Origin of the sequence: Bacillus swezeyi, assembly GCF_001969815.1 — a bacterium.
GTDB classification, from domain to species: Bacteria; Bacillota; Bacilli; order Bacillales; family Bacillaceae; genus Bacillus; species Bacillus swezeyi.
In genome coordinates, this window is record NZ_MRBK01000020.1 from 16,193 (window position 1) to 41,122 (window position 24,930).

A 24,930-nucleotide genomic window follows, 5' to 3' on the forward strand; every position below is an offset into this window, starting at 1 on the left:
TTAAAGCTTTTCAGCAGCCGATCTGTTTCGCGCTTCACTGATTTTAGCCGCATATGACATTCCCCAGTTCATCATTTGGTGAATGATCGGAATCAGAGTCTCGCCGAACGCTGTTAATCGGTATTCGACTTTCGGCGGGACCTGTTTGTAAATTTCGCGATGGACGATTCCGTCGCGCTCCAGTTCGCGAAGCTGGAGGGTCAGCATCCGCTGCGTCACCCCGGGGATTAAACGGCGCAGTTCATTAAAACGTTTTTTCTCATCGATTAAATGAAACAAAATCACACTTTTCCATTTGCCGCCGATAATATCAATCGTCGCTTCCACCGGGCATGAATATCCTCCCTGTGTTCCGCAGTCTGCCGCATGTTTTTCCATCATCATCTCTCCTTAGTATAAAAAATGATACTATGCCACAAAAATGTGCGTACTTTTTATGTTTCATTATAAAGATTAAAATGTAAATGAGAAAGAAATTACGCTTAAAGGAGAGGGAATACGATGGCAGATCAAATAAAAAAACAAGAAATTCTTGACGCATTTCGTTTTAGACATGCCGCGAAAGAATTTGACCCCAATAAAAAGATTTCAGACGAAGATTTTCAGTTTATTTTAGAAACGGGCAGATTATCACCGACTTCATTCGGTCTTGAACCGTGGAAATTTCTTGTCATTCAAAACGAAGAATTGCGCGAAAAGCTGCGGACAGTCTCATGGGGAGCGCAAGGACAGCTTCCGACGGCAAGCCATTTCGTTTTGCTGCTCGGCCGGACGGCGCAGGAAATGAAGTATGATTCCGACTATATCGCCCATCAGCTGAACGATGTCAAAAAAATGCCGCCTGAAATCATGGAGAACATGATTAAAAAAGACGGCGTATTGAGTAAATTTCAAGAGTCGGATTTTCATTTGCTTGAAAGCGATCGAGCGATATTTGATTGGGTCTCTAAGCAAACGTATATCGCGCTCGGCAACATGATGACTACCGCAGCGATGATCGGTATTGACTCCTGTCCGATTGAAGGCTTTGATTATGATCAAGTGCATGAAATTTTGGAAAAAGAGGGGCTGCTTGAAGAAGGGAAATTTGACATTTCAGTTATGGCAGCTTTCGGCTACCGTGTCAAAGAGCCGCGTCCTAAAACAAGACGGGAGCTTGATCAAGTCGTGGAATGGGTAAAATAAGAAAAAAGGCGGGTCTGCATCAAGGCAGAACCGCCTTTTTGAATCTTTTACATTTGGCTTAGATTGCGTTTTTTTCGTTGATAAAGGTAAAGTCCGCCTCCAGATGTGAGCAACAGCAAGCCGAGCAGCAGCCAATTGTAGATGTTTGCGGCCGTATCGGGCAAAAAGCCGTTAGACGGCGGAGCTTGTCCGTCACCGGAACCGTCTCCGCCTTGACCGTCTGACCCATGCCCTCCGCCATTAGGATCGCTGCCGGGCGCCGCGGGAGATTCGCCGCCATTGTCCCCGCCGCCTGAGCCCGGAGGAACGGCATTGTTGTCATTCAAAACGGTATATTCGCTGAAATGGTCCACATAGCCGGCGACGGTATGGTCTTTGCTGTAGCCGTTTTTCACTTTGGTGAAGCTGTTCTTTTTCCGGTCAACATAATAAACGCTGTAGTGTTTGTCAGGCGCATCCACTTGGAAGTACAGTCCGACCGGCTCTTTAAAAGAGCTGACGGCTTTTCCTTTTTGCCGAATGCTGAAGTCGTACACCTTTGTGACCGCCTGCTTGATGTCCTTTGTGATCTTGATGCCAATCTTTGTGTCCTCGCTCGCCAGGTTGACGGCCGGCAGAAGCATGGCGATTTTATCGTTTTTCAAAGTGATGTTTGGATCATTTGATCTTTCCTTTATCAGATCAGTCTGTGCTTTTGTCATGCTCAGTTTCATGTTTTCCTTTTCTGTTTCAGGAAAATAGACGATCGCCTGATTGGCGTTTTTCGCGTATGTTTGAAACGGCTTTTCAGCAAGTGTCCATGTGCCGTCTGCCTGTTTTTCAGGCAAGAAAACTTCAGTGATCCTGTTGTCAATGTTCGGCGAAACGGAATCGTATAATTCGAGCTGTTCGGTAAAAATCTCATAATCGGTAAACCCGAGGTCTACGCCATTTTTCGCCTCTTTAAAGACGGAATAGCCGTCACCGCCGCCGCCCATGAAGTTATTCGTCGCGACACGGTAGGTTTTCTCCGGATCGAGCGGCTCAGCCTCTCCTTTTTCATTGACAAGCTTCACATCCAATATGCGTTCTCCCTTAGGCTTGTTCAATGTGAAAGTATATGTCAAACCCGCTACATGAGGGAACGCGCCTCCGCCTTCTTCGACTTGGCTGACGCCGTGTTCAAGCGCTTCTTGAATTTGCGCTCCCGTCAAATCAGCGGCATATAGCGTATTGCCGAACGGCATGACAGTGAGCACTTCACCGAGTGTAATCTTTCCTTTGTCGATGCTGCTTCTGATTCCGCCGCCGTTTGTGATTGCAATGTCAGCCCCGCCGGCTTGCTTCGCTTTTCTGAGCATGCCGTCTGCGATAAAGTTCCCGAGATTGGTTTCTTTTGAGCGGACATGCTCGCGCTTTCCGTCAAGCGGAACATCGGCATAGCCGACTTCTTTCGTCTTTAGTTCTTCAATGTCTTGTTTAAAGCCGTCAAGGACGTCTTTGGCAGCTGTCTCTTCTTCCACTTTATCGTCGATCGTGATCAAATCAAATCTTGATTGATCCGTTTGCACAACACCGTCTTCATCGAATGCAACATCGACTCTTCCTAAAAACTGTCCGTAATCTTTTACTTGTGCGACGATTGTCGGTTCTTCATTTTGCACCACTTCCAAATGATCGACGAGGGTGTGTGTATGCCCGCCGATGATCAAGTCGATTCCTTTCACTTTTTTGGCCAGCTCAAGGTCGCGGTTGTAGCCGAGGTGAGTGAGGGCGATGATTTTATTGACCTTTTCTTTTTCTTTGATGTCTTTGACGGTTTTTTCTGCGGACAAATAAGCATCATGAAAGGCAATGTTTGCGCCTGGGCTTGACGTATATGACGTATCTTCTGTCGTCAGCCCGAATACGGCCACCTTTTCTCCGTTTACATCAAGCAGAATGTAAGGGTAAATGCCGCTGTCTTTCTTTTCACCCGCTTTTAAGACTGCCGGTTTTTTTAAAAACCTGTTCAGCTCAGGCTCTTTTGCAACATCGACATTTGAGCTGACGATCGGAAAGGCCGGTTTTTCGAAATGGTGTCTGTTTTCCGGGTCAACCGCTGACCCGTTTCCGCTGAGAAAATCGCCCAGCACTTCCGGCCCTTTATCAAATTCATGGTTGCCGAAGGTCATCGCGTCATAGCCCATCAGGTTCATCAGCTTCAGGTCGGCGAGTCCGTTCCATTTTGTAAAGTACAGGTCTCCGGAGAAGACGTCTCCGGCATCAAGCAAAACATTGTTTTCCGTTTCACTGCGGATTTCTTTCACTTTTGCAGCGCGCCTTGCCGCATCATCGAGGTGGGCGTGTGTATCATTTGTATGCATGACTGTTAACGTCCAGTTTTCCTCATCTGCCGGCGGTTCTGATTCGTCAAAATTCAGCTTATAGACGCCGTATCCGCTGTTTGCAGATTCCCTCACAAAATCGATGTCTTTTGCTTTTTCCGCAAACGGTTTGGCAAGAAGGGAAGATTCGAATGTCACTTCGGCACTTTTGAGCGGCGCGATGGACCAGTTGTTGTCTGCTGCCGGATTAACCGTCTCTTTTTCCATAATGTAGTTCATCAGCACCTGCCTGTTTTCATCAGCCGCCGCATAAACCACTTTATCCTGCGTCAGATGAGGGAATCCGCCGCCTCCGGAAGCGCGGTAATTGTTAGTGACCACAAGGAATTCCTGATCATCTTTCACCGGCTTTCCGTTATAGGATAAATGTTTGATCCGGTTTGCCTGCGGATTTTTGATCCCGCCTGAAGCATTGTATTTTGCCGGCTCAGTGACATCGATCTGATATGTCACACCGTCAATCACATCGAAATTATACGATCTGAAGTCCGGATTCAGGAGTGCCTGTTCGCCTGTTTGAGAAGGGTCGATTTGGTTAAACTGCCCCGCGGACATCTCGATCCAGTCCTTGACTTCGCTTCCCGTCAGCTTGACGATATAAAGCGTATTGTCGTACAAATACAGGTCGCCGATATTTTTTATGGCCAAATCGCCGGCTTTTATATTTGTATAATATTCAGGACCGTTTCGGCCTCCCGCTTTAAACGGCGCTCCGGCTGATAAGATCGGCAGGTTTTCATATTCGGTTCCTTTCATCACATCTTCCGCATACCATTTCTGTGCGTCTGTGACGATCTGGATCGAAGGGTCATCTTTTACCTGAGCGAAAAAGCTGTTGATATCGGCTTCCGTTTGGCCGACTGGCGCGCGGACGTATGCCAAGGTTTTTTCGTGCGTATCCTTAATCGTTGAAACGACGGTTTCATTTCGCGATGTCACATTTCCAGCAATCGCTTCCGTTTTGGCGCTGGCGTCTTTCACCGTCCATTTTCCGTCGTTTTGCTCCAATTGCATGTCGATCATCCCTAAATGGCTGCCCCAGTTTTTCGGCATGACGACCGGAATGCCATTGATTGTCCCTTTTTGAATATCGATTTTCGCGTTTCCGGCATAATCAGGGCCGGGAAAAAGACCGTGCTGGTGCCCTGAGATGATCGCGTCAATTCCGTTTGTTTTGACAGCCAGGTCAAACACCGCGTTTTCCGCGCCTGCCGGCTGTTCTCCATTTTCAATGCCGGTATGCGCGATGGCGATGATCACATCCGCCCCTTCGGCTTTCATTTTCGGAACCATCTCTTTCGCGGATTCTGCTATATCCTGCACCTTGATTTTGCCGTCGAGGTGCTTTTTGTCCCACGTTAAAATTTGCGGGGGAACAAAGCCTATGTAGCCGACGTCGAGATTGTGCTTTTGTCCGTTTTCATCAGTGAATGTCCGTTCTTCTATATGGTATGGTTTGTATTTATGCTGCCCGTCCATTGTTTTAATATTGGCGTTGACGATGGGGAAGTCGGCACCTTTCATCGTTCCTTCCAAAAATTCAAGGCCGTAGTTGAATTCATGGTTTCCCAATGTGCCGGCATCATATTGCAGTTTGTTCATGACATCAATGATAGGGTGTGTTTTCGTTCCGGAGATAATCGAATCACGTTCATATTTGGAGACATATTCTCCAAGAGGGTTTCCTTGAATTAAGTCGCCGTTGTCGACAAGAAGCGTGTTCGGATGCTGGCTTCGGTATTTTTCAATAAGCTGCGCCGTTCGGGCCAGTCCGAATTCTCCCGTTTCTTTGTCGGCGTAGTAGTCATAATCCATAATGTGTGCGTGAATATCCGTCGTTCCCAAAATGCTGAGATTGATGAGCGGGTGTTCGGTTTGTTGTTCTGCATGAGTCTGGGTGTTTGGAATGAGTAAGCTGAGTATCATCACTGAGGTTAGCAGAATACGGAGAATGTTTTTACTTGAAAACCGTCTTTTCTGTATTCGCACCATTTCTCCACCTTTCCGTTTATAGTAACAATCTCTATTGTAAGAACTTTTTGTAAAGTTTTGTAGAACTTTCGTTGCGAATATTGTAAACAATCTGAAAATGATTCGAAAGTCACTGTCTGCCGAAATGGATCATTAGGTACTTTGTCCGGCGAATCGTTGAATGTTTTATTTAGTGTGGCAGGGGTAAATGGATTTATGTAGACAAAAGATGCAAGGAGGGAGCAAGGATATGGGCAAAAATATAGCTGTTGTACTGACGGATTACTTTGAGGATTCCGAGTATACTGAACCAGCCCAATCATTCAAAGAGGCCGGACACAAGCTGACGGTCATTGAAAAAGAAAAAGGAAAAACGCTGAAAGGAAAGCAGGGACAGGCATCAGTGGATGTTGATGCATCCATTGATGAAGTCAGCCCTGCGGATTTTGACGCATTATTGATTCCGGGCGGGTTTTCGCCAGATATCCTGAGAGCCGATCAACGGTTTGTATCATTTGCCAAATCCTTTATGGATGAAAAAAAACCTGTGTTCGCGATCTGCCACGGACCTCAGCTTTTAATCACGGCCAAGACTTTGGACGGCCGCAGCGCTACGGGCTATACATCCATTCGTGTCGATTTGGAAAACGCGGGCGCCAAATTTCAGGACAAAGAGGCCGTCGTCTGCCAGAACCAGCTTGTCACAAGCCGGACACCGGATGACATCCCGGCATTTACACGGGAATCTTTGAACTTGCTTGGCTGATATTTGTGAAAAAAGACCGGAACCCGCGCTTCCGGTCTCTTTTTATGAAGAAAAAAGGACGGACAAATGTCCGCCGCTGTTATCATTTTCGAAGCGCAGCCAATTCCTCGGCGATCGCCTGCATTTCACTCGGGCTGAAAGATTTCTTTTTCATGACCATTTGATGGAGATATTCAAGATCCTCGAGTTTTTCATCGCTAAAATCTTCAGCTTTGATGACACCGATATTCAGCATGTTTAATTTTTGCGAGATCTCTTCGATCATTTGATTCAGCTCGGCTGTTTTTTGCTCAGACAATAAGGCACTTCCTTTCTCTGGTGATTTCGTAGTCTTTATTGTAACAGAAATGGTTGAGAAGAAAAGAACCATTGTCAAAAAGCATATTTCATCAAACGGAAAGACTGTTTTGCTTGTCTTGTTTTTCCGTCTTGATTTTAGCGAGGATCTGTTTTGATTCGTAAATGACTATGCCTGTTAAGCCGAGCAGTCCGATTAAGTTTGGAATCGCCATCAGGCCGTTCAGCATATCTGCAAGCGCCCAAACGAAATTATCCTTGAAGATCGCACCGAAAAAGACGGCGATAACAAAAATGACACGGTAAACAATCGCATATTTTTCATTCAGCAGATAAGTAAAGCATTTTTCTCCGTAATAAGACCAGCCCAATATGGTCGAATAGGCAAACAAGAGCAGCCCGATTGCAACAATGGTTGATCCGGCCGGACCAAGAAAATGTTCAAAGGTCATCGATGTCAGTGCATCATTCTTTTCCGACAAGTACATCTTTCCCATGACGATGGAGATTCCCGTAATCGAGCAGACGACCAAAGTATCAATGAAAACCTGGGTCATCGATACAAGCGCCTGCCGTGCCGGCATATCCGTTTTCGCCGCGGCGGCGGCAATCGGTGCGGAGCCCAGTCCGGCTTCGTTGGAGAATACCCCTCTTGCGACACCCCAGCGGATGACGGTCCCGATTGCTCCTCCGGCTACAGCCTGACCGGTAAAGGCGTCAGAGAAAATTAAGCCGATGGCGCCGGGGACAAGTTCAAAGTTTGTGATCAGAATGATCAATCCGGCAATGACATAAAATAAAGCCATGATCGGGACAAAAACGGAGGTGACTTTTCCGATGCTTTTAATCCCGCCGAGAATGACAAGCGCTGTGAATATCGTCACGATCATGCCCGTTACCCAAACAGGCACTGAAAACGTTGATTTCATGACTCCTGACACAGAGTTCGCTTGAACCATATTACCTATTCCGAAGGCGGCCAAAGCCCCGAATATCGCAAATAATACACCGAGCCACTTTTGTTTGAGCCCGTGCTCCAAATAATACATCGGACCGCCTGACATTTCGCCTTTTTTATCTTTTACGCGAAATCTGACGGCGAGAACGGCTTCAGCATATTTCGTCGCCATTCCGAAGAAAGCGGCCAGCCACATCCAAAACACGGCGCCCGGACCGCCGGCAATGACGGCGGAAGCGACACCGACGATATTTCCCGTGCCGACAGTGGCGGCAAGAGCGGTCATTAAAGCCTGAAAATGAGAAATGTCTCCTTCAGATGATTTATCCCGGCTTTTGCTAAAGGCAAGCTTTAAGGAATAAGGCAAAAGTCTGATCTGTAAAAAAGCCAGTCTGAATGTCAAGTAGACACCCGTTCCGACGATGAGAATCAAAAGCGGCGGTCCCCATAAAAAACCGTTCATTTGATCGACTATATTTGAGAGCAAGTTCATAGGCGAAAATTCCCCCTCTTAATTTTGTGTCTAACTAGAATATTCTGAAAGTTTGTCAGATTTGTCAATAGGGCTGTTATATTTTCTTACTGAAGTTGAAAAAAACAGAAAAATCTTTAGTATAAAATCATGTACGTTTTTCTTTCTGAAAAGAGGGGAAAGAATAGAGGAGGCCGCAAAAGATGATCAAAGTTTTATTCGTCTGCCTCGGCAACATTTGCCGATCACCGATGGCAGAAGCGGTGTTTAACGATATGCTCAAAAAAACCGGACTGAGTGATCAGATTCAAGCTGATTCAGCCGGCACCGGAAACTGGCACATCGGAAAACCGCCCCATGAAGGTACAAGGACTTTGCTGGCAGAAAAAAAGATAAGCTGTGAAGGGCTGTACGCAAGACAGATTTCCAAAAAGGATCTGGAAGAGTTTGATTATTTGATTGCAATGGATGCTGAAAATGCCGGAAATATAAGAAATCTGGCCGGCAATCAACACAAAGCCGTCATCAGGCGGCTCCTTGATGATGTGAATGACTGTCATACGGAAGACGTTCCAGATCCTTATTACACGGGGAATTTTGAAGAGGTGTACGAACTTGTAGCAGAGGGCTGCCGCCAATTGCTGACAGACATTAAAAAAGAGCACAATTTGTAAAAACGAAGGGAGAGATTTTTTATGAAAGGCGATCGCGTTTTCATCAGAAACATCCTCCTCGGCGCATCGGTCGGGGCCGTCATGTCATTGCTGCACAAACCGACAAGGGAAGCGTGCGGTTTAAAATTGTCGGCATGCAAAAACAAGATCAGGCTCTACCGCGCAAATCCGGGTATGCTCACCGAATGTGCAAAAGAGAAAATGGAAGAAACCAAAAAGCTTTCGGCATCTATTTCTGATGATTTGAGCTTTTTAAATCGGCAGATCAAAGAACTGCAAGAAACCACCCCGAAGGTGATTGAACTGATCGAAGAAACGAGGGAGCACTTCTCTTCTAAATCCAAGAATCGTCAGGAGTGAGAAACGTAATGGGCTTTTTAAAAGAGCTTGGTTGGCGCTTCCTGCTCCATGAAGGGCCGAGCAAATCAGCTGAACTTGCTTATTTTTTTCTCCTGTCCCTGTTTCCGTTCATGATTTTTTTGCTGACGCTGGTGGGCTACCTGCCTGTCAAAACAGGAGATGTCATCGGACTGATCGAGCAGTACGCCCCGGAAGACACAATGTCTGTCATCAAAGAGACGCTAAACACAGGAAACAGGGGGCTGCTTTCATTCGGGATCATCGCTGCCCTCTGGTCCGCTTCAAACGGATTGAACGCGATTGTGAGAGCCTTCAATCATGCATATGAAGTAGAGGAAAACCGTTCATTTATTACGGTCCGCCTGACATCGATTCTTCTGACAGCTGCGATGGTCTTCACGATATTGATCGCGCTCCTTCTGCCGGTATTCGGAAGGACGATCGGCCATTTCATCGCCAATTTGGACGGCACCCCCGAGATGTTTCTCACCGCATGGTCGGCGCTGCGCTGGGGAATCAGCCCGCTTGTGTTGCTGATTGTATTTACCGCTTTATACTTTTTTGCTCCGAATAAACGGCTGTCGTTTAAATTTGTCATTCCCGGAGCGATGGCAGCAACCGCCGGCTGGATTCTCGTCAGCGTTTTATTCTCATACTATGTCAGCGAATTTGCGAACTACAGCGCCACATACGGCAGCCTCGGAGGAATCATCGTCTTGATGATCTGGTTTTACTTAAGCGGAATGATGATTATTTTAGGAGGGGAAATCAACGCCCTTTTACATAAACGTAAAATCATTCCTGAAGAAAATCCGCGAAAATGAGCAATCTAATAAAGAACGTTAAGTTCAAAAGCGGAGGGATGATCATGACAAAGCATACGAAAAAAGGCGGAAGCCATAATAAACAAAATGCAAAGCAAAGTCCGAAACACAAAACGAGCGGAAGCGCCAACGGACAAAACGGATATCATTAAAAAAGGCGCTTAATGCTAAAAAAGGGCCGTCTGCACATTGTAAGCAGGCGGCTCTTTTTGCGTGTGGTGAAAGGAGCGGCGGTTAAGTGCACGGGCTTCCCGCTGTCATCACGTCCTGTGAAACTCCGCGTTAGATTGTTCGACAATGCCTTTTAAGTTCTTCGACTTGCCAAAAAGCACCCCGATCCAAATAACAGCCATGACAGAAGTAATCAAATAAAACAGATTCCCGTTTTCAAACCTTTGCATATACCAGCCGCCTGCGACAGGTCCGAAAATGCTGCCGATGCTGAAGGTAATGCCGCACATCAAGTTTCCGGCAGGAAGAAGGTGCTTTGGAAGCAGGTCGGCCATAAAGCTGATGCCGAGCGAAAAAGTCGAGCCAACAGCCATTCCCGCCACAAAAAAACAGATCGCTAAAAAGAGAACGGACTCAGATAAGCCGGCCGCAAAAAAACAGCTGGCCCCGATTGCCAAAATGACGAGCAGGACGTTTCTTCTCCCGAAGGTATCGCTCATGATGCCGAGAGGGTACTGAAAGACAATGCTGCCGATCGCAAAGGCGGGAAGAATGATTGATACGCCTTCAACAGAAATGCCGGACCTGAGCGCGTAGACCGGGAAATTTCCGTTCAGCGCGGTCTCCAAAAAACCGTAGCCGAATGTCGGCAAAAAAGCGACCCAGCCGAGCAAAAAGGCATGGGAAAAACGCTTCAGGCTACTATCGGCACGGGTGTCAGAGACGGCGCTTTTTTCAGGAAAGTCATTCCCGAGGCAAAACACAAACATCCAAGCGAGCAGACTGAACGCGCCTGAGATGATAAACGGCAGTGATGGCGAAATCTCTACAAGCGGCGTTAAAAAAGGCCCGGCAGCAAATCCCAAACCAAAAGAAAGCCCGTATAATGAAATATTCCGCCCGCGGTTTTGTTCAGACGATAATGTCGTTACCCATGTTTGGGTTGAAAAGTGGAGCATATGATCACCAATGCCAATCAAAAGCCGCAAAAAGAACCAAGTGAGGTAAGACTTGATAAAAACAAAGCTGAATAAACTGGCGGCAACCATTACGCCCCCGATAATGATCAACGGTTTAAATCCAAGCTTTCGAAGCGGCGCTTCCATAAACGGGGAAGCGATCAGCACGCCGATATAAAGCCCTGTCGCATGAAGTCCGTTCAATGCAGCGGAATGACCTTCCTGTTCAAAAATGACAGAGATGACCGGCAAAAGCATCCCTTGTGAAAAACCTGATATACTGACTATCAACACGAGTATGAAAAAGTGAAATCTTGACATCGCCCATTCTCCTTATCCGTCATCCTTCTTTGATCGTAAACTTTAGGAAGTTTTTAGGCAAGATGGTTTTTCTTTCACTGCCATGAAAAGAGGTGAGAACCATGGATATACAATGGAATCAAAACGGTTTCCATGCAGATCTGGCGTTTGGCCGCCTCGATATTTCAAGCCGCGAAGAAGCGGGTTTCAGGCCTTATCAGCTCATGATAGCTTCAATCGCAGCATGCAGCGGAACCGTTCTTCATAACATATTGGAAAAGAAGCGGATACAGCTGAAGGATATGATCATTCAGGCAAAAGAAGAACGCATCCCTGAAGAAGCGGGCCGCATCAAAAGCATCCATCTTCATTTTATTTTAAAAGGGGAACATCTGAAGTCTGATCAAATACAAAAAACGCTGCGAATGGCCTTGAAAAACTGCGCAATGGCCAGGTCTGTCGAAAACAGCATCGACATCAAGGAAACATTTGAGATTCAGTAATGTTTCAAGCTTTCGCCAATGCGGAATAGATCAGTATGCCTGTATATAATTTGAAAGGTTCGTACAACAATAACCTACGACGAAAAAAGTAAAGAAAAGAGGAATGGAAAATGGGCCGTATTTTCTTTCTGATCATGGCTGTGGGTGTTCCCCTTTCAATTGTAGGAAGCCTTATGCATTGGCCGTCAACCTTGTTGTTTATCATCTATTGTCTTTCCATTATTGCACTTGCCAGCTATATGGGAAGGGCCACTGAGAGCCTTGCAATTATTGCAGGGCCCAGAATCGGCGGGCTGTTAAATGCCACATTCGGCAATGCCGTGGAACTGATTATTTCGATTTTCGCATTGAGGGAAGGGCTGATCGGCATCGTCCTCGCTTCCCTGACAGGTTCTGTACTCGGCAATCTGCTGCTTGTCGCCGGCCTGTCGTTTTTCATCGGCGGTCTTAAATACAAGCGGCAGGAATTTAATGTGTATGATGCCAGACATAACTCAGGGCTCCTCATGTTTGCGATCATTGTTGCCTTCGTCATTCCTGAAGTGTTTTCAGCGGAAATGACGGAGCCGCGGAAGCTGTCGATGAGCGTTGGCATCAGCATCATCATGATTGTGCTTTACTTGGCGGCGCTGTATTTCAAGCTTGTCAGCCACCGCGGCGTCTACCAGACGAACAAAAACGAGGCTGCAGAAGACCACGAGGAGCCGGAATGGTCGGGAAAGCGCGCGACATTGATTTTGTTTTTAGCAACGCTTGCCGTCGCCTATATTTCCGAAAACCTTGTCCATACTTTTGATACGGTCGCTGAACAATTCGGCTGGACTGAGCTGTTTATCGGCGTCATCATTGTTGCGATCGTCGGCAATGCTGCAGAACACGCTTCTGCCGTGATTATGGCTTATAAGAACAAGATGGATGTGGCAGTGGAAATTGCGATCGGATCAACTTTGCAGATCGCGATGTTTGTCGCTCCGGTGCTTGTGATTATTTCTTTGTTTTTTCAACAAGCCATGCCGCTTGTCTTTACACTGCCTGAACTTGTCGCGATGGCATCTGCCGTTCTTTTAATGATCGTGATTTCCAATGACGGGGATACCAACTGGTTTGAAGGCGCGACATTGCTGGCCGCTTATATCATTATGGGAATCGGTTTCTTTCTTCTTTAAAAAAATTGGGATAAGAGCGTCTCATCCGGAAAACAATAAGGAAAAAGGAACAGAAAGAGTGATAGTATGAAAAAGCTTTTGTATTTTACGCTGACTGCGTTTTTATCCTTTAGTTTTTTCGCTGTACAGGAAGCTGATGCAGCTAAACCGATCAAAATTCCAAGCTCTGTCACAAACATTTCCAAAGAAAACACATACCCCAACGCTTCTCAGGATCAGCCGAGGCTTCAGCCGAGCGAATTGGCGGACGAGCTGCTGCAAACATCCGATATCACGATCGAGAATCCGCATCTGATTAAAATGCTGAATGAATCAAGCATCTCCAGTACACCGCTGGCGATCGGATACAGAGCGACGATTTATTTGGGAAGATGGGCGCTTGGGTACACATCAAATGAAACCGTCGCGAATTGGGAATATCGCAAAATCAACACAAACCGCTTTGATAACAGAGGCGGAAAAGCACCTGCCGAAATCACCTATTCGCAAGATCAGACAAGCAAAATCAAAGGCGGCTTAACGGCAAAAGTGCCCAAAGCTGAAGATGTAAAAAACATGATGATGCTGAAAGCCATGGAAAAAACAAAGCTGCCGCTCGCTTTTGAAACGGTGGTCGGAGCCGGAACAAAACGGGATCAAGTGTATAAAGTGCAGCCGAAAAAACTCGGATATCTGAACGCTTACGCACCGGCCGTCAATGAAAAAGGAAAAGTCACCTATGGCGAGGTGTATCTCGTTTTAAAAGGAAGTAAAAGAAAGCTTGTCGTCAAAAATATCACCTCACAGGGAATCGGGGCATGGATTCCTGTACAGGACCACCTTACATTCGGTTTTCAGCTGAGCCATCAGCTGAAATAAGAAAAAGCAAGCCTTATGGACAGGCTTGCTTTTTCTTCATACTTTCGCTTTCCGGGAAGAAAAATCAATATCTTGATAATAGTTGTTTTTCACCAGTACATTTGGGCCGAGGCATCTGACATTCGGGCAATGACAGTTCAGCTCCCTGGCCAGCTCTGTTTTTCTCCATTTGGCATATGCGCTCGGAAGGCTGTCTGTTTGAATATTGCCGAGCGGCGGAGTGTCCCCGAAATCCGTCACAATAATATTGCCGTCAAAAATGTTTACATTCAGGCGTGAACGGCCGTCGGGATCATTTCTGACCGTGACATTTTTGGCTTCGCGCAGCCTTTTTAAAAGAAGCTGGTCTTCGGCTTCAGAGCTGCACGAATAGAAAGGCAGGGTGCCGAACAGCATCCACGTATTTTCATCGCGAATGTCGAGAAGGTGGTGGATCGCTTTTCTCATGTCCTTTAAGCTCAAAGTTTCTAAGGCGCTTGCAAAATCGCTTGGATACATCGGGTGTACCTCATGGCGCTGGCATTTCATCTCATCGACAATCTGACGGTGAATATGTTCGATATGAGGAAGCGTCCGTTTATTGAGCATCGTTTCAGCAGAAACCATCACCCCTTCATCAACAAGCGTCCGGCTGTTTTCGATCATTTTCTCAAAATAGCGGGCCCGCTGTGCAAACGTCGGTTTTTTCTCCATCATGGCAAAGCCGATTTCGGCAAAATCTTCAACAGTTCCCCAGTTGTGGGAAATGTGAAGCACATCCAAGTAAGGAATGATCAGCTCATAGCGGCTGATGTCAAGCGTCAGGTTTGAATTGATCTGCGTCCGGACGCCGCGCTCATGGGCATATTTTAATAAAGGAACGACATATTCCTTTACGGATTTTAATGAAAGCATCGGCTCTCCGCCGGTGATGCTTAATGAACGGAGCCGCGGAATCTCATCCAGCCGTTTTAAAAGCAGGCTGACGGGAAGCGCGTCCGGGTCCTTCGGCTGGAGCGTATATCCGACGGCGCAGTGCTCACAGCGCATATTGCAAAGCGTTGTCGTCGTAAATTCAACGTTTGTCAGCTGTATATCTCCATATTGGTCAACATCCATATAGGCTTCCCACGGATCAAAATCAGGGGAAATCGGACGGACCTGCGTTTTTTCTGTCATGGCATATCTAACTCCTTTATCGATAGGACATACTAATATAGCCCAACTATTCATTTTAGACCTCATCCTAAAGCTTCGCAAGTGATGGATGATTGAAAAAAGCCGGTTTATAGGCTACCATATAAGGAACAAAAGGAGGAGAAGCATGGGTAACGCAGTAAATGACAAAGAACAGCAAGTCAATTATTTAAAAAACAGATTGGATATGTTTATGTCTGTCATCGATTCTCTAGACCCTGAATCAACGGACATTGAAGATATTGACAGGCTGATCAGTATGCTTGACGATCTTGAAGACAAATATGAACGCTTTAAAAAAGACTGGAAGTAAAACCGCTGCATTTTTCGCCGCGGTTTTTTGTTTTCCAAGTGTTGCTTGGTATGAAAGAGAGAACCGTTTAGCACAATAAGGAAAAATGAAACTGGGAGCGAAAATGATGAAACGAATCTGTGCCATATGCTGCGGATTTCTGCTGATGCTGACCTTTGCAGGAAATGCCGAAGCGATATCCAATAAGGCTGTTCATTGGGGCTTCTCCAAAAGCAAAAACCATGAGCCGGCTGATGCGGGAAAAGAGCTGAACAGCCTTTTAAAGCAGTATGACGCCTTCTATTTAGGCAACACAAAAGAAAAAACAATCTACTTAACCTTTGATAACGGCTATGAAAACGGCTATACGCCTCAGGTGCTCGATGTCTTGAAAAAGCAAAACGTGAAAGCGGCTTTTTTTGTGACGGGCCATTTTGTCAAAGACCAACCCGAACTTATTAAACGCATGGCCCAGGAAGGGCACATCATCGGCAATCACTCATTCCACCATCCTGATTTAACAACGAAAACAAGCCGCGTCATTAAAGAAGAACTGGAATCCGTCACAGAAGAAGTGCTGAAAATCACCGGCAAAAAGGACAATCTCTATTTGCGTCCGCCGCGTGGCGTATTCAGCGAGCGGGTGCTTGAAGAGACAAAACAACTCGGCTATCAAACCGTTTTTTGGTCAGTCGCGTTTGTCGACTGGAAAATCAACTCCCAAAAAGGCTGGAAATATGCTTACGACAATATGATGAAACAGGCTCATCCCGGCGCCATCTACCTGCTTCATACTGTATCAAGAGACAATGCCGAAGCGCTTGACCAAGCCATCACCGATTTAAAAAAAGAAGGGTATACATTTAAAAGCCTTGATGATTTGATGTTTGAAAAATATGTGATGCTAAAGCCCCTTTAAACGAAAAAACTTCGGTCGTTTACCGAGGTTTTTTTCGTTTGTTCAAAAATTGAGGCTTCAGACTCTTTCATTTACTCCAGTCAATTCCATAGAATAAAAAACCAATTTATATACATATATTACTAGATTTAAAAAAGAAATAGGTATATCATTGAATAGAAGGGGGAATTACCATGACAAATTCAGTAAAATCAGTTACATCACCCAAAAAATTTATTACAGGAAAACGATTGCTTAAGAATTTGAATGACTACATTCAAGATTTTGGCGATAAGGCTTATATCATTTGCGACGAGTTTATATTAGACCGGGCGAAAAAAGAAGCCGGGGATTCAATTCAAACAGCCGGCAATCAAGCCGTTTTTAAAAAATTTAATTATGAATGCACACAAGAGGAAATCGAGCGAAACCGTGAGCTTGCACGCGAAGCCGGCGCGAACATCATCGTTGGAATCGGGGGCGGAAAAACGCTCGATACCGCAAAAGCAACGGCCTATTATGAAAAGCTGCCGGTTGTGATTTTCCCGACAATCGCATCAACAGACGCCCCATGTACGGCGCTTGCCGTTATTTATAAACAAAACGGAGCATTTGACCGTTATTTATTTTTGCCGACGAACCCTGATGTCGTGCTGGCAGATTCAGAGATATTATCAGGCGCACCTGCACGCTTTTTCGCCGCCGGAATCGGAGACGCTTTGGCTACATATTTTGAAGCGCGGGCATGCTACCGTTCAAACGGAGACAACCTCGTGTTGATGAAACCTTCAACAACAGGCTTGGGACTGGCCCGCCTCTGCTATGATACGCTGCTGGAAAACGGCGTAAAAGCGATGCAGGCCGTTCAGCGCAAAGTATCAACAAGAGCTGTCGAAGACACCATCGAAGCCACGATCTATTTAAGCGGTGTCGGTGCGGAATCAGGCGGCCTCGCCGCGGCGCACGCCATCCACAACGGCATGACAGCCGTACCTGCTCTGCACAAAGCGCAGCACGGCGAAAAAGTAACATTCGGCCTCCTGGCGCAGCTTGTCCTTGAAAACGTACCGGCAGAAGAACTGGAAACGGTCATCAACTTTATTAAAGGTGTCGGTCTACCATTAACATTACAAGACTTGGGAGTCGACGAATTTGTAGAAGCAGAATGGCGCCAAGTCGCAGAAGCCGCTTGTGCGGAAGGCGACACAATGGGCAACATGCCATTCCCTGTCACACCAGACGACGTCTACAACGCGATCATCGCCGCCAATGCGATCGCCGAGTCTTATCACGATTAATCAAGAAAAAGCCGTTTCCGTGATGGAGCGGCTTTTTTCTTGATTGGCATGTGAGGCAGAGGCAAAATAAGCAGGTGCGGGCCTGCTTTCTTTTCTATTGAATCATTTCAGTTATGAAAAGATAATGCTGCCTCTTGTAAAAAATACTAGTCTGAGTGAATAAGCAGTAAAATGAAAGTTTTCTTTTTAAGTATAAAAAAAAGACCTGTACAGAAAAAAACGCTGAACCAACCAATTGTGATTTTGGGAAAATGCCTTTAGGTGTAAATTCGTTCATGTTATATTCCTGCTTTCGGTTACTTTTAGCCGGGAAAATATATGGATATCCTTCTTTGATCCTTTCAATCGGAGTTCTGCTCTTCTTTAAGTTCTTTCAAAAGGTCGCAGCTCTTGAGGTTGTTTTCTCAATCTTCTGCAGATGGTTACATAAAAGCAAAACGACGTGATCGATTAACTAGACATTGATTATCCAAATTTTCCCGATTAAGGGCATCATTCTTTTACTAAGCCTTTGCAGCAGTACACCTGCAAAGTGCAACTATTGAACAACTTCAATCTCAAACTCCGGTTCCTCCAAGAAACCTGTCATTGAAACACTCTCGTTTCCCGGTGCCGTGAACGTGATCTCATATGTTCTTTGTGAATGAGGAGGCGCTGTTAACGTCTCCGCCTTAAATTCAAACTCATGGATCATTTCAGGCGATAGAGAGACGAGCTGGGCGTTTTTTCCGTAATTGTTCACCTTAACCGTGCAGTCCATCTTTCCTTCTTCTTGGTCGTCCGAATAGCCGCATGAACTTTCTCTTGTGATATATTCCAGGGCATCCGCACCGCGCGCGTTCCATTTCAGAAAGAACATCAATTCCTCTGTGACAAGCGGATAGAGCGCTGTAAACCCTATAATAAACAGCAAGAGCTTTAAGCGAATCCATGCCACCTTCCTGTAATAGAGCGAGGCAAGCACAAATCCGGTGATCATGAGAACGAGCCCCATCACAGAAATATAATGAAGCCCGGCAGAGCTCCGGACAGGTCCGCCTAAAAAACAAAAAATCGCTTCGCCAGCCGACACTTGCTGATGAGTATTGGCGCCAAGCAATAAGCCGAAAATAATCAGGCTGATTCCAGCCGATCCTTTGTGCAGCTCCATGTTTTTCCCTCCTTAACTATAGAAATAGTCGAAGGGGGCCCTAAAAAGCTTCCTTATTTACTTAAAAATGTCAAACCATCCTTTATGGCGGAACCAGAAGATCATCCCGGCAACCACGGCAGCCATCATTCCAAGGACGAAAAAATATCCGTAACGCCAATGCAGTTCAGGCATGTTGTCAAAATTCATGCCATAGACCCCGACGATAAAAGTCAGCGGAATGAAAATCGTTGACACGATTGTCAGCGTCATTATGATGGCGTTCATCCGATTGGAGTTCAGCGTCTGGTAGCTGTCTCTTAAATCAGCGGTCATGTCGCGGTTGTTTTCAACAATTTCGGTCAGTTTCAGCAGATGGTCATAAATATCGCTGTAATAGGCTTTTCTTTCGCGGTTCTCTTTTAGATTTTCAATATTTAAGATTCTATAGAGCAAATCCCGCATCGGGATGATCGTTCTTCTGAGCTTGAGAAGATCGCCGCGGATGTCAAACACTTCGTTCATCAGTGTTCCGAACGTTTTTCGGCTGTCGCTTTCAGCGATTTCATTGAGCCTGTCTTCAATTTGATAAAGGATTGGAAAGTATTCGTCAACAAGCTGATCCATGACCATATAGGCGATATGGTTCGGTCCTTTTTTCCACAAGTCCCTGTTATTGAAAAAGTGTTTTTTCACTTTTTCAATGCCGGCCGAACGATGAAGGTGAAATGTAACGATAAAATCCTTTCCGACGAATAAGTCCACTTCTTCAGAAGCCAAAGTCTTTTGATTTAAAGCATGTATCACGTAAAAAAGGTATTGTTCATATTGATCAAGCTTAGGACGCTGCAAATGATGGAAGCAGTCCTCAATCGACAAAGGGTGAAAGTGAAAATGGCTTTTTAGCAAAGAAGCTTCTTCATCTGAAGGCTGATCAAAATCGGTCCAATACCATTCAATATCATGATCTGCCAGTCTTTCTGCAGAGATGTCGGATAAAAGCTGTCCGTCTTTTGTAATCGCAATATGTTTGAACATTGGCAACCCTCCACCTTCATCATAGCATGCTGCCGAACGCCGGGAATCATTCGGTTTGAAAATAAAATTCTCTCTTTTTTAAGTGAAAAGCAAACATGGTATACTGTGGACAAAGAAGAAAAGGGATGGGAAGCCATGTGGAAGGAAACCGTAAGCGTATCACCGCCTTATCATTTTGACCGTGTCCTGGAGAGGCTTTCTCTCGATCCGCTCAATGCAGTCAGCCTCGAAAAACGGGAAGTCAGGCTGCCGCTTCGCAACAAAGAGAAAAAACCTTGTATTGTCACGGTGCAGGCAGCAGGCACGGCGGATGCACCGGAATTTATCGTCAGCGGAACAGAAGATCGAGATGGTCTGATGGAAGAAGTAAAACGGATTTTCAGGTGGAAAGAAAACCTGCAGCCTGTTTTGGATCATTTTTCAGCAACGAGCCTGTCAAAGCTGTTTGAAGAGCACGCGGGGACACCTTTAGTGCTTGATTTTCATTTGTACCATTGCATGATGAAATGCATCATCCACCAGCAGCTGAACCTGTCGTTCGCATATACGCTGACCGAACGGTTTGTTCACACATTCGGCGAACAAAAAGACGGCGTCTGGTTTTATCCGCTTCCCGAAACGATCGCGAAGCTGGACTACGGCGATCTGCGCGAGCTTCAGTTCAGCATGCGCAAGTCCGAATATGTCATCGATACGTCAAGAATGATCACAGGCGGAAGCTTAAACCTTGATGAGCTTGATTTATTATCGGATGAAGACATCATGGACAAACTGGTGAAAATCAGAGGCATCGGCCCGTGGACGGTGCAAAATGTCCTGCTCTTTGGGCTCGGCCGCCCAAACCTTTTTCCGATAGCCGATATCGGCATCCAAAATGCGATTAAACGCCATTTTGGTTTAAAAGATAAACCGACTAAAGAAGAAATGCTTGAAATGAGCAAAGAATGGCACCCTTATTTAAGCTATGCTTCCTTGTATTTGTGGAGGAGCATTGAGTAGAAATGGAGAGAACATGAGTGAAACGTGAAAGAACAGGATCATCAGCAGAATTAAAAGTCGGACAGCAATTTCCGCTGACGATCAAACGCCTTGGCATCAACGGCGAAGGCGTCGGCTATTTTAAGAAAAAAGTCGTTTTCGTCCCCGGTGCTCTGCCAGGTGAAGAGATCGTCGTCGAAGCGACAAAGGTTCACCCGAAATTTTCTGAAGGGCGGGTCAAGAAGGTCCGCAAACGTTCAGAGCACCGCGTGAAACCGCCCTGCATCATCTATGAACAGTGCGGAGGCTGCCAGCTTCAGCACCTGGCGTATGACCAGCAGCTGAAAGAAAAGCGGGACATCGTCATTCAATCGCTTGAACGCCATACGCGCTTCGACATCGGCAAGATGGAGATCAGACCGACGATCGGAATGGAAAATCCGTGGCACTACCGGAATAAAAGCCAATTCCAGCTCGGTACGAAAAACGGGAAAATGGTTGCCGGCTTGTATGGGCTTGATTCGCACAGCCTCGTCCCGATTACGGAATGCATCGTCCAGCATCCGGCGACAAATAAAACGACGCAGACCGTCAAGCAGATTCTTGAAGACTTCGGCATTTCGGTTTATAACGAACGGAAAAGGACCGGCGATGTCCGTACGATCGTGACAAGAGTCGGCTTTGAAACGGGAGAAGTGCAGGTCGTCCTTGTTACTGCTAAAGAAGATCTGCCCCGCAAGAAGCTGATCATAGAGGAAATCAAAAAACGCCTCCCTGAAGTGACATCGGTTATCCAAAACGTCAATAAAGCCAAAACATCGGTTATTTTCGGCGAGGATACAAGGCTGTTAGCCGGCAACATGGTCATACAGGAATTTCTCGGTGATGTCTCTTTTGAGCTGAGCGCCCGCGCCTTTTTCCAGCTCAATCCGATTCAAACCGTCAAGCTCTATGACGAAGTCAAAAAAGCCGCCAAGCTGACCGGGCGCGAAAAAGTCGTCGACGCCTATTGCGGCGTCGGTACGATCGGGATGTGGATCGCCGACGGGGCAGGAGAAATTCGCGGCATGGACGTCATTAAAGAATCGATCGATGACGCCAACAAAAACGCGAAAAAGCACGGACTCGAAAACGCCCAATATGTCACAGGAACTGCTGAGCATTGGCTGCCGAAATGGACGAAAGAAGGCTTCCGTCCTGACGTCGTCATCGTCGACCCGCCGAGAACCGGCTGTGACCGCACCTTCTTGGATACGATTAAAAAAGTCAAACCGAAGCGGTTCGTGTACGTCTCATGCAACCCGTCAACACTTGCGAAGGATTTGCAGTACTTGGCGAAAGATTATCATGTCGAATACATCCAGCCTGTCGATATGTTTCCGCAGACGGCGCATGTGGAATCGGTCGTATCGCTGAAGTTGAAATAAAACGCCTTTTTTGAAGGCGTTTTTTAGTGGAACGGGAAGGAGGAACATACGATGAAAAGACTTTGCATCATCCCCTGCGGCGCGAAGAAAATCTGGGATGTCGATCCGGACATCGGCCCGTCCGCCGCAAAGGATGTCTATCTGAGCCCGTTTCACCGGGCGTGCCGCGCATATGCACAAACATTTTTTACAGATTGGGTAATCCTTTCAGCAAAACACGGTTTTTTGCGGCCTGAAGATATCGTTCCGGAAAACTATGATGTAACATTTGGGATGCGCCACCCGGAGATCATGCCGAATGACGAGCTGAAAGCGCAGGCTGAAAAGAAAAAACTGCTGGCATATGACGAAATTGTCATGCTCGGCGGAAAAAAATACCGGCCTGTCCTGAAAAGCGTGTTTGGCGATAGCCGGCAGATCACCTATCCACTGGCCGGATACCGGGGAATCGGATACATGCTTCAGGCGCTGAAAAAGGCTGTCGATGACGGCCGGGAGATTAAGGCAAAATGAAACTTTCATTTTGCCTGTTTTGGTATGCGAGACAGAGAGCGGCAGCGGAGTATTTTTATGGATTACACCGAAAGATATGACATAGATTTTATGGATTTCACCATGCACATGGAAAACGTCGATTAGACGATTAAAGCGGAGACGGAGGAGATGCACTGATGAGAAGTGTGCCAAAGGAGAAGGTTTATTCGAGAAAACAGCTGCAAAAGAAAGTGAAGCTTTTTCAATGGCTGGCCGCCCGTTCAACCAGAGCAGGGCGTCATCGGAACGAGAGGGCCGGCAAGGAGCTTTTTCTGGAAACGGCGGAAGGCAAAATCCGGGTGCTTTCTTACAATCTGGAAAAACTCGAAAAACTTCCGCTGTTTATGAATATTCACGGCGGCGGTTTCATTCTCGGAAGTGCGGACATGGATGATCCGTATATGATGAATGTGGCCGATAACGCCAATGTGAAGATCTTGAGCATTGACTACAGCCTCTCTCCTGAAGAAGTATTTCCAAAAGCCTTGAACGAATGCTATGCCGTTGTAAAGTATGCAAAAGAACATGCAGAGGAGCTTGGTATAGATTCTGAGAATATCGCTGTCGGCGGCCATAGTGCGGGAGGAAATTTGAGCGCTGCCGTTTGCTTGAGGGATGCCGAAGCGAAAGAGCTGGGAATCAAATGCCTCATCCTCGATTATCCGCCCCTTGATCTGTATACTGACGCATATTTGAAGCCGCGGCCGAAGGGTTCTTTGAATCCGAAGATGTGCAGAATATTTGACGCATGTTATTGCAACAACAAAGAGGAACGTAAAAATCCATTCATCTCTCCTGTTTATGCTTCAACCGATCAGGTGAAAGCATTTCCTCCCACGCTCATTTTAACAGCAGGTCAGGATTCCCTCTGTAAAGAAGCGGAGGATTTCAAGGATCAATTGATTGATGCGGGTGTTGATGTCACCTATAAATGCTTCAAGGGCTCACGCCACGGTTTCACCTTGAGCGACAAGGCGGATGCCGTAGAAGGATGGCAGATGATGATCGACCATCTGAACCGATATCTTAGTTAATGACGTCTTTTTGCCTGCTTTGCAGAAGGATTTGCGCTCCCTGATGAGCAATCATCAGCATAGAGAACCCGCTTCAATGGGTGTTGGGCCGCGCCGGACAAACGATGTAGATCGCCTGGAAACTGGGAGACAGCATGAATTTTACATGTTGTCTCTTTTTTTGTATGTATTTGTGTAACAAAAAAATGATCGGCGGCACTAATAAATGAATGGAAAAAATATCAGTATGCCCATCCGGGAGGGGCTCTATGAAACTTGAGGAAGTCTACAAGGACTTCAGCCTGCCGTTTATGCCTTTTTTTACGTGAAAACATTTCATAAAGAAACGGCAGAGGACTTAACACAGGAAGTATTTTATCAGGCTGTGAAAAGCTTCAATACATTTTCGGGAAAATCGACGATCAAAACATGGGTATTTTCGATTGCTAAAAACGTGCTGAAAAAGCACTTTCGTTCAGGGGCGTACAGATCGGGGTTAAACACGTTCATTCAGCATCAGGGAACGGCAGGTTTATCCCCGGAGGAACACCTGCTAAAATCCGAGAAAGAGCAGCAGCTTCTCGCCGAAATCAATCGGCTTGATGAAACCTCAAAGGAGATCGTCACCCTCCGCATCTACGGAGAACTGTCATTTAAAGAAATCGGCATGCTCACAGGCAAAACCGAAAACTATGCCAGAGTTGCATTTCACAAGGGCGAAGCTCAAGCTTCAGCAAGAAATGGAGGGGTATGATGAAGGATAAGGCGCGCAGTATATTCGAAGATTTGCTTCCTTTATATCACGAGGGGCTGTTAAGCAAAGAGACGGCTGAATGGATCGAGGAACAGGCCGAAAACGATGAGGAGCTTCAAAAGCTTTTGAAAATGTCAGGTGCCGCGCTCTTAACAGAAGACATTGAATCGTCTGTTCATGAGGGGCAAATGTTTAAGCGAATCAATCGAAAGCTTTCCCTTTATCAAATCATTTTTACTGTGATATCGTTTTTTCTTGCGATGAAAACGTCGCTTTTAAATGAAAGCTTCGGCTTTATTTTATGGTATGCCGTGCTCGGCTTTGTGACGTATCTTTTCTATCGCGATATGAAAATCGTTCTGCTTCTCTCCTTTGTTCCGATATTTGTTTGGGGAATAAGCGATATTCTGGGCGGCTGGGATGCCGCAGACGGAACCGGATTTGCAGAACAGCTGCTGAATTCCGTTTTAGGAGCATTCATGCTCGCTCTGGTTCACTGTTTATTCGCCATTGCCGGAAGCTTGATCGGCTGGCTGTGCGTAAAGCTGAAAGAAGGAAGTTGA

Annotated in this window: 25 protein-coding genes; 17 read left to right on the forward strand and 8 right to left on the reverse strand. The window is 46.2% G+C overall.

What is annotated here, in order from left to right:
- Positions 1–378 (reverse strand): winged helix-turn-helix transcriptional regulator, encoded by a 378-nt coding sequence (locus BTA30_RS16365; protein WP_076762384.1) that lies wholly within the window; start codon positions 376–378, stop codon positions 1–3.
- A gap of 123 nt (positions 379–501) precedes the next feature.
- On the opposite strand from BTA30_RS16365, the gene BTA30_RS16370 reads away from it, so the two are divergent.
- On the forward strand, positions 502–1,185 hold the full coding sequence (locus tag BTA30_RS16370) for an NAD(P)H-dependent oxidoreductase (RefSeq protein WP_076762385.1): 684 nt from the start codon (positions 502–504) through the stop codon (positions 1,183–1,185).
- Positions 1,186–1,232: 47 nt separating this feature from the next.
- Here BTA30_RS16370 and BTA30_RS16375 read toward each other — a convergent pair whose 3' ends face one another.
- A complete protein-coding gene (locus BTA30_RS16375) occupies positions 1,233–5,543 on the reverse strand; it encodes a multifunctional 2',3'-cyclic-nucleotide 2'-phosphodiesterase/3'-nucleotidase/5'-nucleotidase (protein ID WP_076762386.1) in 4,311 nt (1,436 codons plus the stop codon).
- 229 nt (positions 5,544–5,772) lie between these two features.
- Between BTA30_RS16375 and BTA30_RS16380 the strand changes: the two genes are divergently transcribed.
- Positions 5,773–6,288 (forward strand): type 1 glutamine amidotransferase domain-containing protein, encoded by a 516-nt coding sequence (locus tag BTA30_RS16380; protein WP_076762387.1) that lies wholly within the window; start codon positions 5,773–5,775, stop codon positions 6,286–6,288.
- Positions 6,289–6,370: 82 nt separating this feature from the next.
- Here BTA30_RS16380 and BTA30_RS16385 read toward each other — a convergent pair whose 3' ends face one another.
- Together BTA30_RS16385 and BTA30_RS16390 are read right to left on the reverse strand one after the other, a co-directional pair.
- On the reverse strand, positions 6,371–6,586 hold the full coding sequence (locus tag BTA30_RS16385; protein WP_076762388.1) for a DUF1128 domain-containing protein: 216 nt from the start codon (positions 6,584–6,586) through the stop codon (positions 6,371–6,373).
- A gap of 91 nt (positions 6,587–6,677) precedes the next feature.
- Positions 6,678–8,036, reverse strand: coding sequence for an alanine/glycine:cation symporter family protein (locus BTA30_RS16390; protein ID WP_076762389.1), 1,359 nt, complete (start codon positions 8,034–8,036; stop codon positions 6,678–6,680).
- Between the two features lie 182 nt (positions 8,037–8,218).
- Between BTA30_RS16390 and BTA30_RS16395 the strand changes: the two genes are divergently transcribed.
- From BTA30_RS16395 to BTA30_RS16405, 3 genes are read left to right on the forward strand one after another with little or no spacing between them, the layout of a single operon-like run.
- Positions 8,219–8,689 (forward strand): low molecular weight protein-tyrosine-phosphatase, encoded by a 471-nt coding sequence (locus BTA30_RS16395; protein WP_076762390.1) that lies wholly within the window; start codon positions 8,219–8,221, stop codon positions 8,687–8,689.
- Between the two features lie 21 nt (positions 8,690–8,710).
- Positions 8,711–9,049 (forward strand): hypothetical protein, encoded by a 339-nt coding sequence (locus BTA30_RS16400; RefSeq protein WP_076762391.1) that lies wholly within the window; start codon positions 8,711–8,713, stop codon positions 9,047–9,049.
- Between the two features lie 8 nt (positions 9,050–9,057).
- Positions 9,058–9,873, forward strand: a complete 816-nt coding sequence (locus tag BTA30_RS16405; protein ID WP_076762392.1) for a YihY/virulence factor BrkB family protein — start codon at positions 9,058–9,060, stop codon at positions 9,871–9,873.
- A 260-nt stretch (positions 9,874–10,133) separates the two neighbouring features.
- On the opposite strand, the gene BTA30_RS16410 is transcribed toward BTA30_RS16405, so the two are convergent.
- Complete coding sequence (locus BTA30_RS16410) at positions 10,134–11,324, reverse strand: MFS transporter (protein ID WP_076762393.1); 1,191 nt, start codon at positions 11,322–11,324, stop codon at positions 10,134–10,136.
- Between the two features lie 101 nt (positions 11,325–11,425).
- Between BTA30_RS16410 and BTA30_RS16415 the strand changes: the two genes are divergently transcribed.
- The 3 genes from BTA30_RS16415 (at position 11,426) to BTA30_RS16425 (ending at position 13,830) form a co-directional block, all read left to right on the forward strand.
- On the forward strand, positions 11,426–11,806 hold the full coding sequence (locus BTA30_RS16415; protein ID WP_076762394.1) for an OsmC family protein: 381 nt from the start codon (positions 11,426–11,428) through the stop codon (positions 11,804–11,806).
- Between the two features lie 110 nt (positions 11,807–11,916).
- Complete coding sequence (gene cax, locus BTA30_RS16420) at positions 11,917–12,972, forward strand: calcium/proton exchanger (protein ID WP_076762395.1); 1,056 nt, start codon at positions 11,917–11,919, stop codon at positions 12,970–12,972.
- A 66-nt stretch (positions 12,973–13,038) separates the two neighbouring features.
- Positions 13,039–13,830, forward strand: coding sequence for a YfkD famly protein (locus BTA30_RS16425; protein ID WP_076762396.1), 792 nt, complete (start codon positions 13,039–13,041; stop codon positions 13,828–13,830).
- A gap of 36 nt (positions 13,831–13,866) precedes the next feature.
- On the opposite strand, the gene yfkAB is transcribed toward BTA30_RS16425, so the two are convergent.
- Positions 13,867–14,988, reverse strand: coding sequence for a radical SAM/CxCxxxxC motif protein YfkAB (gene yfkAB, locus BTA30_RS16430; protein ID WP_076762397.1), 1,122 nt, complete (start codon positions 14,986–14,988; stop codon positions 13,867–13,869).
- Between the two features lie 145 nt (positions 14,989–15,133).
- Between yfkAB and BTA30_RS16435 the strand changes: the two genes are divergently transcribed.
- The 3 genes from BTA30_RS16435 (at position 15,134) to BTA30_RS16445 (ending at position 17,494) form a co-directional block, all read left to right on the forward strand.
- Positions 15,134–15,319: an SE1561 family protein gene (locus tag BTA30_RS16435; RefSeq protein WP_076762398.1), complete on the forward strand. Its 186-nt coding sequence runs from the start codon at positions 15,134–15,136 to the stop codon at positions 15,317–15,319.
- 106 nt (positions 15,320–15,425) lie between these two features.
- A complete protein-coding gene (pdaA, locus tag BTA30_RS16440; protein ID WP_076762464.1) occupies positions 15,426–16,217 on the forward strand; it encodes a delta-lactam-biosynthetic de-N-acetylase in 792 nt (263 codons plus the stop codon).
- Between the two features lie 173 nt (positions 16,218–16,390).
- Positions 16,391–17,494 carry a glycerol dehydrogenase gene (locus BTA30_RS16445; RefSeq protein WP_076762399.1) on the forward strand — a complete coding sequence of 368 codons (1,104 nt, stop codon included), beginning with the start codon at positions 16,391–16,393 and terminating at the stop codon, positions 17,492–17,494.
- Positions 17,495–18,032: 538 nt separating this feature from the next.
- Here BTA30_RS16445 and BTA30_RS16455 read toward each other — a convergent pair.
- Together BTA30_RS16455 and corA are read right to left on the reverse strand one after the other, a co-directional pair.
- A complete protein-coding gene (locus BTA30_RS16455) occupies positions 18,033–18,644 on the reverse strand; it encodes a hypothetical protein (RefSeq protein ID WP_076762401.1) in 612 nt (203 codons plus the stop codon).
- Between the two features lie 57 nt (positions 18,645–18,701).
- The gene (corA, locus tag BTA30_RS16460; RefSeq protein WP_076762402.1) at positions 18,702–19,661 is read right to left on the reverse strand and encodes a magnesium/cobalt transporter CorA; all 960 of its coding nucleotides are present in this window, start codon (positions 19,659–19,661) and stop codon (positions 18,702–18,704) included.
- 135 nt (positions 19,662–19,796) lie between these two features.
- On the opposite strand from corA, the gene BTA30_RS16465 reads away from it, so the two are divergent.
- From BTA30_RS16465 to BTA30_RS16490, 6 genes are all read left to right on the forward strand, one after another.
- Positions 19,797–20,660 carry a DNA-3-methyladenine glycosylase family protein gene (locus BTA30_RS16465; protein ID WP_076762465.1) on the forward strand — a complete coding sequence of 288 codons (864 nt, stop codon included), beginning with the start codon at positions 19,797–19,799 and terminating at the stop codon, positions 20,658–20,660.
- 17 nt (positions 20,661–20,677) lie between these two features.
- The gene (rlmD, locus tag BTA30_RS16470) at positions 20,678–22,066 is read left to right on the forward strand and encodes a 23S rRNA (uracil(1939)-C(5))-methyltransferase RlmD (RefSeq protein WP_076762403.1); all 1,389 of its coding nucleotides are present in this window, start codon (positions 20,678–20,680) and stop codon (positions 22,064–22,066) included.
- Between the two features lie 51 nt (positions 22,067–22,117).
- Positions 22,118–22,579: a DUF6884 domain-containing protein gene (locus BTA30_RS16475; RefSeq protein ID WP_076762404.1), complete on the forward strand. Its 462-nt coding sequence runs from the start codon at positions 22,118–22,120 to the stop codon at positions 22,577–22,579.
- Positions 22,580–22,737: 158 nt separating this feature from the next.
- Positions 22,738–23,634 (forward strand): alpha/beta hydrolase, encoded by an 897-nt coding sequence (locus BTA30_RS16480; RefSeq protein ID WP_076762405.1) that lies wholly within the window; start codon positions 22,738–22,740, stop codon positions 23,632–23,634.
- Between the two features lie 304 nt (positions 23,635–23,938).
- Entirely contained in the window at positions 23,939–24,367 is a 429-nt protein-coding gene (locus tag BTA30_RS16485) for an RNA polymerase sigma factor (RefSeq protein ID WP_239693617.1), read from the forward strand.
- Positions 24,367–24,930: a hypothetical protein gene (locus tag BTA30_RS16490; RefSeq protein ID WP_076762406.1), complete on the forward strand. Its 564-nt coding sequence runs from the start codon at positions 24,367–24,369 to the stop codon at positions 24,928–24,930. Before BTA30_RS16485 ends, BTA30_RS16490 begins: the two co-directional genes overlap by 1 nt.